The 7236-nt window shown below is 66.3% G+C and carries 3 protein-coding genes; all 3 read right to left on the reverse strand.

What is annotated here, in order from left to right; genetic code table 11:
• Window positions 1-27 precede the first annotated feature (27 nt).
• Genes HY699_07760 through HY699_07770 form a run of 3 tightly spaced genes read right to left on the reverse strand, consistent with a single transcriptional unit; the run spans window position 28 to window position 6677 of the window.
• Entirely contained in the window at window positions 28-1392 is a 1365-nt protein-coding gene (locus HY699_07760; protein ID MBI4515695.1) for a hypothetical protein, read from the reverse strand.
• 37 nt (window positions 1393-1429) lie between these two features.
• Complete coding sequence (locus HY699_07765; GenBank protein MBI4515696.1) at window positions 1430-5437, reverse strand: hypothetical protein; 4008 nt, start codon at window positions 5435-5437, stop codon at window positions 1430-1432.
• Window positions 5438-5444: 7 nt separating this feature from the next.
• Window positions 5445-6677 carry a transporter gene (locus tag HY699_07770; protein ID MBI4515697.1) on the reverse strand — a complete coding sequence of 411 codons (1233 nt, stop codon included), beginning with the start codon at window positions 6675-6677 and terminating at the stop codon, window positions 5445-5447.
• Window positions 6678-7236 lie beyond the last annotated feature (559 nt).

Below are 7236 nucleotides of genomic sequence, written 5' to 3' on the forward strand. Positions count from 1 at the left end.
TTTTCCTCACGTGACTGTCCGACTGTATCAGAGCCCGGTTCCGCCCGCGGGAATCCCCCGTCCGGATGCGGTGATGTAGGTCAGCGACGAGCCGCCGCCGTACGTCGCGGCGACGCGGACCTTCTCGATCGGCTCGCCGTCGATTTGCCCGATGACCATTGCCGCGCCTCCGTCACCGCCGATCGTCACGGTGGTCTCTGCGGTGATGAGATTGCGCCCTGCCGCAAGCGCAACTTCCGCGGACGCAGTTGAACTCTCTAGAGTTCCGGCGAGGGCCGTGCTGGTCACCATCGACGGCGCACCGCTTTGCGGAACGACCTTTACCTTCACTGTCGCCGGCGGCTCACCGTTGGTTGAAATTCCTGTCGCGGCGATCTCCACGGTTGCCGTCGTCGTCCCGGCCTCCAGGGAGATATCGGGCACCGCGGTATACGAACCCGTCGGATTGCCGGGCGCTGCGACTCCGCCAACAGACGTGATCGCCAGCGTCGGCACCGCGCTCAGAAAGACTGGACTGGTAGAGAAGGCAAACGTGTACGGCCCCTCCGCCGACCAGCCCGGATTGGGCCCAGTAAACTGCGGATCACACGCTTCGAATCTGACGCGTCCACCGGCGGCATAGGGGCAACCGCATTCACAGTGACCACCGCCACCGACGAAAAAGCCCCCGCCCCCAGCAATAGTGTTTGCGATAATTCGGATCGCACCGCCCGCCCCGGAGCCACCAAAGAGGCAACCGCCGCTGCGCCCCGCAGAGCCGCCATAGGATACAATACTTCCGGAAAGGTTTACTGTCCCGGACGACGCAATCAGGATGGCGCCCCCTCCACCGCCACCTCCAAACGCCCTATTCGTTGCTCCGTTCGCACCACCACCGCCTGAGCCGCCGATCAGCGGGTTCAGGACTGGGTTGCCGTACGATCCGAAGAAGCCACCGTCGCCTGCCGAGGCTGCCAAAAACCCACCGCAACCGGGAGCGCCTCCGGCCGGCCCCAGGCCGGCGCCGCCGCAGAGCAGCGCGCCTGCGCCCCCGTCAAATCCTCCCGACCCGCCGACGCCTGCGACCCCGTTGCTGCCTCCATCGGTGCCGCTGATGTCGATCGTGCCATCGATGGTCACGTTGCCCGTCGCCAAGATGTAGACCGGAGTGTTCTTCTGGTTCCGCTGGAACTTCACCGTCACGCCGGGCTTGATGTTCACGGTGGTGAAGTTGAAGACCCCGTCCGGCGGCAAGGCCCTTGTGATGTTCGCGGAAGGCGCGAAGGCGCCATCGGCGCCCGTACTTCCGCTGACGAACGGACACTGAGCAACTGCCCCGCGCGCTCCCAAGGCGAAGACGGCTAAGCCGAGCCACCAAAACAGTCGATCGGGCTTTCCTTCAGAGACCTTCATCGCATCCTCCGTATGTGAACTGGAGATTACATCTCGCTCATTCCGGCAACTGAACGGCAACCGGCAGCGAGAGAACGTCAATAGACATGGGCATCTGAGCTGCCGGCGAACTCGCCACTTGTACGGCCACGGGCAGTGCCGTCACGCCGGCTGAGACCGGGCTGGCTGCAGGCGCCAAGGTTGGCACTTGAACGCAGATGGGCAGTGTAGCAACACCAACAGCAGCCGAAATCTGAGCTGCCGGCGAATTCGCCACCTGCACCGCCACAGCCGGCGCGGCCACTTCTGCTGAAACCGATGCCGCCGCCGATGCTGAGACCGGCACCTGAACGCTGACCGGCGATCCCAGTATCAGGGCGGAAATCGACGGAACGGGCGTTGGCTCGGCCGGCACCTCGACACTCACGGCTTGAGCAACGAACGTCCCGAGGCCACTGAACGGCGCCGTTACGTAGATGCTCGCACCGGCGCTGCCCGGGCCCGACGCCAAGAGCGTCGTGGTCCCGAGATTGCCGCCCTGCACCGTCGCCTGGGTGCTCATGTGACCCGTCGGAATGACCACCGACGCGGCCACCGTCGCCACGTTCGTGTCGGTAATCGCCAGGAAAACCGTTACCGGCGTCGCTGCCGGCTGCGCGATGCTGACCGTGAGGACCGCCTGACCGCCGTTGGGTGCGGGCGTCAGCACGCGCGGCGAGACGGCCAATCCGAGAGAGATCGTCGCGGTCCGGGTGGGCGTGCGGGTCTTGCTGGGCGTAAGCGACGGCGTAGCGGTTGCCGTGATCGTAGCTGTCGCGGTTGGCGTGCTGGTTTTCGTGTTCGTCGGCGTGCGAGTGGGGGTTTCGGTCGCTGTCTGCGTCGGGGTGTCGGTGTTCGTCGGCGTACGGGTTGCCGTTGGGGTTGCGGTGGCCGTTGCGCTCGGTGTTACCGTCGGCGAATCGGTCACCGTGGCAGTGGCCGTTCGCGTCAGAGTCGGGCTCGCGGTGCCGATCGCCGTGGCCGTTGCCGTTCGCGTCGGGGTTGGCGTGATGCTCGGGGTAGACGTCGCCGTTGCAGACGGCGTCGGTGTCCCGGTCTTCGTCGGCGTGTCGCTCGGCGGCAACGTGCCAGTTCGCGTGGTGCTTGGAGTTGGGCTGTGTGTCGGGGGCGGCGTCCCGGTCGCGGTGGTCGTTGGCGACGCTGTCGGGGTGCGGGTGCCCGTTCGCGACGCTGTCGCCGGCGCCCCGGTAATCTGCATCGAGCCGCCATCCGCCGCGCGGGCGTTGTTGCCTTCGTTGGCCTCGTCGACTTGATCGGTCAGGTCGACGATCGCGCCGAGGTGGTACGTTCCGCCTGCGAGTGAGGCCGGCACGCCGATCGGGCCACTGCATACGGCCGTGCCGCCGGCATTGAGTTGCGAGAAGACGCAACCGAATCCGGAGCGGGTATCGTCGGCGGTGATCGTCGGGTTGGTCGAGAAGAAGAAGTCAACCTGGAATGAACCCGCATCGCCCGCACCTTGATTCACGATCGTCGCCGATACCGTAATCTGCCCGCCCGCCGTTCCGCTGTCGGGACCGGTTAGCTCGGTGACGACGAGATCCGGTCGGTCGAGGATCGGCAGCGGTGTGGCCGTCGGCGTCGGTGTCGGCGGATTGGGCCCGCGATAATTCACATGCAAAGTAAATGGACCGCTGCGATCGCCGAAGCCGTCGACGACAATCACGATGCGGTCGCCATCTTGCAACGTGACGCCAACTTGAGAGGCGCTCGTCGCACCGTCGAGGTCGTCGTTGCACGCCAACTCGATGCCGTCGCAGTGGTCGCGGCGGACGTACAGCACCGTGTCGAACTGAGAACCGATCGTATCGATGGTGTAGAAACCCGGAGTCGGGGCCTTGTACCTGTAGACCGCGTCGCGCGCGTTGTTGCCACCGCCGCCGCACGAGGCACCACCCGACGAGTTGGCCTTGCTTGCGGTGGTGTTCTCCTCGGTCACAGAGGTTGCGAACGCCAGGTCGCGTGGATTACACAGCGGATTCGGCGTCGGCGTCGCCAGCGGCCGCGCGTCGCACAGAATCAACGAGGCGTCGTTGCAGCTCGGAACGCTCGCATCCACGGTCGTGCCGCGTGACAAGTTGTTGAAGGAGAACGCCACCGAGTCCGCAAAGAAACTGACTCTTGGCGGACGTTCGAAGTTGTCGCGGGCCACGACCGGCCGCAGGATGCGGTTGGGCGCGCAACCGTCGCGGTTCCCGTCGCGCCGGTCAACGGGAACGCCCGCTGATCCCGTGACGAAGTTCATCCCGAACGGCGCGTCGTAGGCGAGAATCAGTGAGCTGCCATCCTGCCCGCCCAACTCAGATGCAACCAGCGGAAGAACAATACCGTCTGTCGGTTCAGGGCCACACACCTGCGTACGGACGGTGGGCCCCGTGACTCCGAAGCGATACGCCTCGTGATCCACGAATCCGCTGCACGAAGTGCCGGCGGTATCGAGCGACGACACTAAGCTCGCGGCCGGGACACCGGCGCTTTCGCTGGTGAGCGGGGTCCCATCAGAGAACGCGAACGTGGCGCATGTTGCTGGCTGCGGGCAGTTCGCATCGGCGTCACACCCGGGGCCGATGCAGACCTGGCCGTTGCCGTCGTTCGCCGTCGCGTTGAACACCGGCGGCGTGCCGTCCGCAATCTTCACCGACTTGCGAACGCCGCTAAGGGGGAACGCCTGCCCAGGGTCGGCGCCAACCACGGCGACCTGCGCGCTGTTACCGCTCGGTGATTGCTGATCGCAGCGCGACGCGGTGTCGCCAAGCGATCCGACGGCCGCCGTGATGCGAAAATCCTCGGCGCCGGACTCCGGGTCGCCGCCGCGATTCTGCAACACCTGATAAACCTGCCCATTCGCCGCACGGAACGCTTGGTCGTGGAAGCCGAATTCCTCGTCTGCAGCGGCAGCGCCACCTTCAGCCAGGGTCGCGGCTTCGCCTTCGCCGGCAGCGAGTTGCGCCGGCAGAGTCATCGGGAACGCGACTTCGTAGCTGCCCGACGCCGGGCAGTCGTTCTTCTCGCCAAAGACGATCGGCTGTTGCTTGGTGAGTTCAATCGGCCCCAGACACCCCACGGTCGACTTGCCGTGCACCTCGAAGGCCACCGTGCTGACGGCCGCTCCGTCGCCCTCCGGCGTCGTTCGTACGACGTCGAGCCCGTGGTCATCGAATTCCTGATCGATATGCTCACCGGTATCGTGATTGGCGACGCCCAGATCGCCCAGCAGCTTCGTCGTGCGAGTGGCGTCGCGTACGGATTGCTCGACCACGAGCCTGTCGGCGGCGAGCGTGACGCGCCGGAGCACGGGCGGACAGATCGTGTCGCACGCGAACTCCAAGCTGAAGTTGTCGAACTCCTGCATCCCGGCAGTGTTCTCCGCGAGTGCGTGCGGCGGATCGCAGAACGAAGGGTCTAGCACCGTGTGCACGCGGTGACCGTTCTGCGTCAGCTGCACGCCGGAGGCAGCATCCGTTTCGAGACAGTTGGCAAACGTTTCGTCGAGCACGCAGCGGTCACTCTCGCGGCGATAGCTGACTCGCTTGACGCCACCGGGGTTGGCGCACTCTTCGAGGCCGGCGGCGCCGCCGCCGGCTTGCGCTCGCCGTTGTGCGGCCGGCCCGCTGCCAGGACATCCATTCAACGCGTGCCCCACCGCCACGACGAGTTCGTCAACCGTGACCTGTTGGTCGCCGTTCGCGTCAAGCACGATCGCGTCGCCGAGCGGCCGCTCGCCCAAGGCGATGCCGACACCGGTCACGAGTTCGTCGACGGTGACGGCACGGTCGCCCGTGAGGTCGCCGATGCAGGCCGCGGCCGATCCTGGGCGGGTGGTGCCGATGTAGCCGAAGTCGATGATCTCCACGGCGCCGGCGGTGGTGCTCACGACCCGCGACGACACCTTTGCGGCATCGGGCCCGCGCAACACCTCCGCCGGCGCCGGCGATGCGATCACCAGCACGCACAGCACCATTGAGGCCCAGCCGCGGCGGTGAGCGGTGTGTGTCAGCCTAGCCACGCGATCCCTACCAACTCAGCTCCACTGCGATCGTGCCCGTCGCCGCGGGGCGGAAACCTTCGTCGTTCACCGGAACGGTGACCGCGCCGCCGAGGACGCTGCGCTCGCTCAGGCGAATCTTGCATCCCAACAGAACATCGACGAAGTTGTCGCCTAGCTGATTGTCGCCCAGCGCGGTGATCGCACCGACATTGCCGAGCGTGTCCTGATACGGAGCGCTGTCGGGTGTCCACTTGATGCCGCGATTGTACTTAGAGCCGCCGACGCCCGCATCGAGGGTGGCGCGCTCAAACGCGAGCGAGGCGCCGGTGTTCCAGACGAAGCGGCGCAGCTGGTCGTCATCGAAGTCGTAATCGTAGCCCGCATCGAGATGGAGCTTGAGCGAGCCGTTCACGTCCACGGCACCCACCAGCCGCGGCAGGATGGCCGCGCTGTCGGAGCCGGCAAACTCGTCCGCATTCGGACTCGGGACGAAGAACTCGGGCACCGCCGCCAGCTGCACGCGCTCCGCATACAGCACGTACTTGGCGCCGATGCCGACGCGGCCCAGTCCGGCGTGCGTGCCGTCGCTGAAATCGAAGCCGAGGGCGCTGAAACTCTCCTCGCGCCGCGAGAGACTGCCGCCGGGCGCGAGGTGTTCGTCCAACGCCCGCAATGCAGCGGCCACGTCGTCATTCACGATCGGTGTGCCGCTCAACGGCGCGGTCTTCGGCGGATCACTCAACGTCGCGGTGCGCGTCGTGAAGGCTTGCGTCGCCTGCGCGTCCACCGCCACGACCGGAACGTTGATCGTGATTTCAAGCCCACTGGTCAGCCCGTAGTTGGCAGCCACGCTCAGCACGCCCACGTGCGCATCGGCCCGGAGCCCGAGCTTCGCCACGCCGATCGGTTGCGCCGGCGGCCGGCTGACCACGTACGGAATCGGGGCGAAGGTCTCGACCAGTTCGAAGTACGACGCCGCCACCCGCAGGCCGAGCTTTCCTTCACCGACTGTCTCCGCGACGCGCAACACCGTCGGGCCGAGGTGGGCGCTCTCCACCCAGGTATCGACGGAGCGATCGAACTCGTAGGTGAACGATTGCCCCGCGGTCGGCGGCAGCGAGCCGATGCCCTGCTGCACGCCGAGCACGATCATGCGCGCCGCCGCATCGGCACGATCCTGGCCGCCGAATTGATTGGCCTGTCCGCCGGCGCTGCGCGGCAGGATGGCCGCGAGCGCGACGCATGCGCCGATTGTCACCGCAAGCCATGACCCAGGCACCGCCCGAGCCCCGGCTCGACGAAAGACCCATCCTCGCTTCGAGTCAATGTGGAATGCGGCGGCTAGTCGCCGCGTTCGGGCCATGCAGCGGCGCCCCGCGCCACCCCAAAGCGGGAGCAAGCAGGCCCTGAGCCTGGCGGAGGGGCCCCCGCACTCCCAAAGCGCCGCGCTTGACGCGCAAACCAGTGTACTCACGCTTCCCCCTGCGTGTGGGACGACAAGTCCGTTGCTCCACCCCGCGCATCGGTCCTTCACGGACCCAAACCGGGGGTGACTTATGGCATTCCCGGCCCGTACGACGCAAACGAATGCCGAAGTCCCGAGCCCGGCTGCCCGGGGGCGCGCGACAAATTTGTGGGTAACGTGGTTCGGTGTGATGGCCGTCATTTCCGCGAAAGCGGGAATCCAGTTTGGCGTTTGGCGCTATGGACAAGCAGTTCTGCGTTTACATCCTGGCCAGCAAACGGAACGGCACGCTGTACATTGGGGTGACCTCACAGCTGACAAATTGCGTCCCTTTCGGCCATGGGCCTCGGCC

This window comes from Deltaproteobacteria bacterium, from assembly GCA_016210005.1.
Taxonomy (GTDB): domain Bacteria; phylum Desulfobacterota; class Binatia; order HRBIN30; family JACQVA1; genus JACQVA1.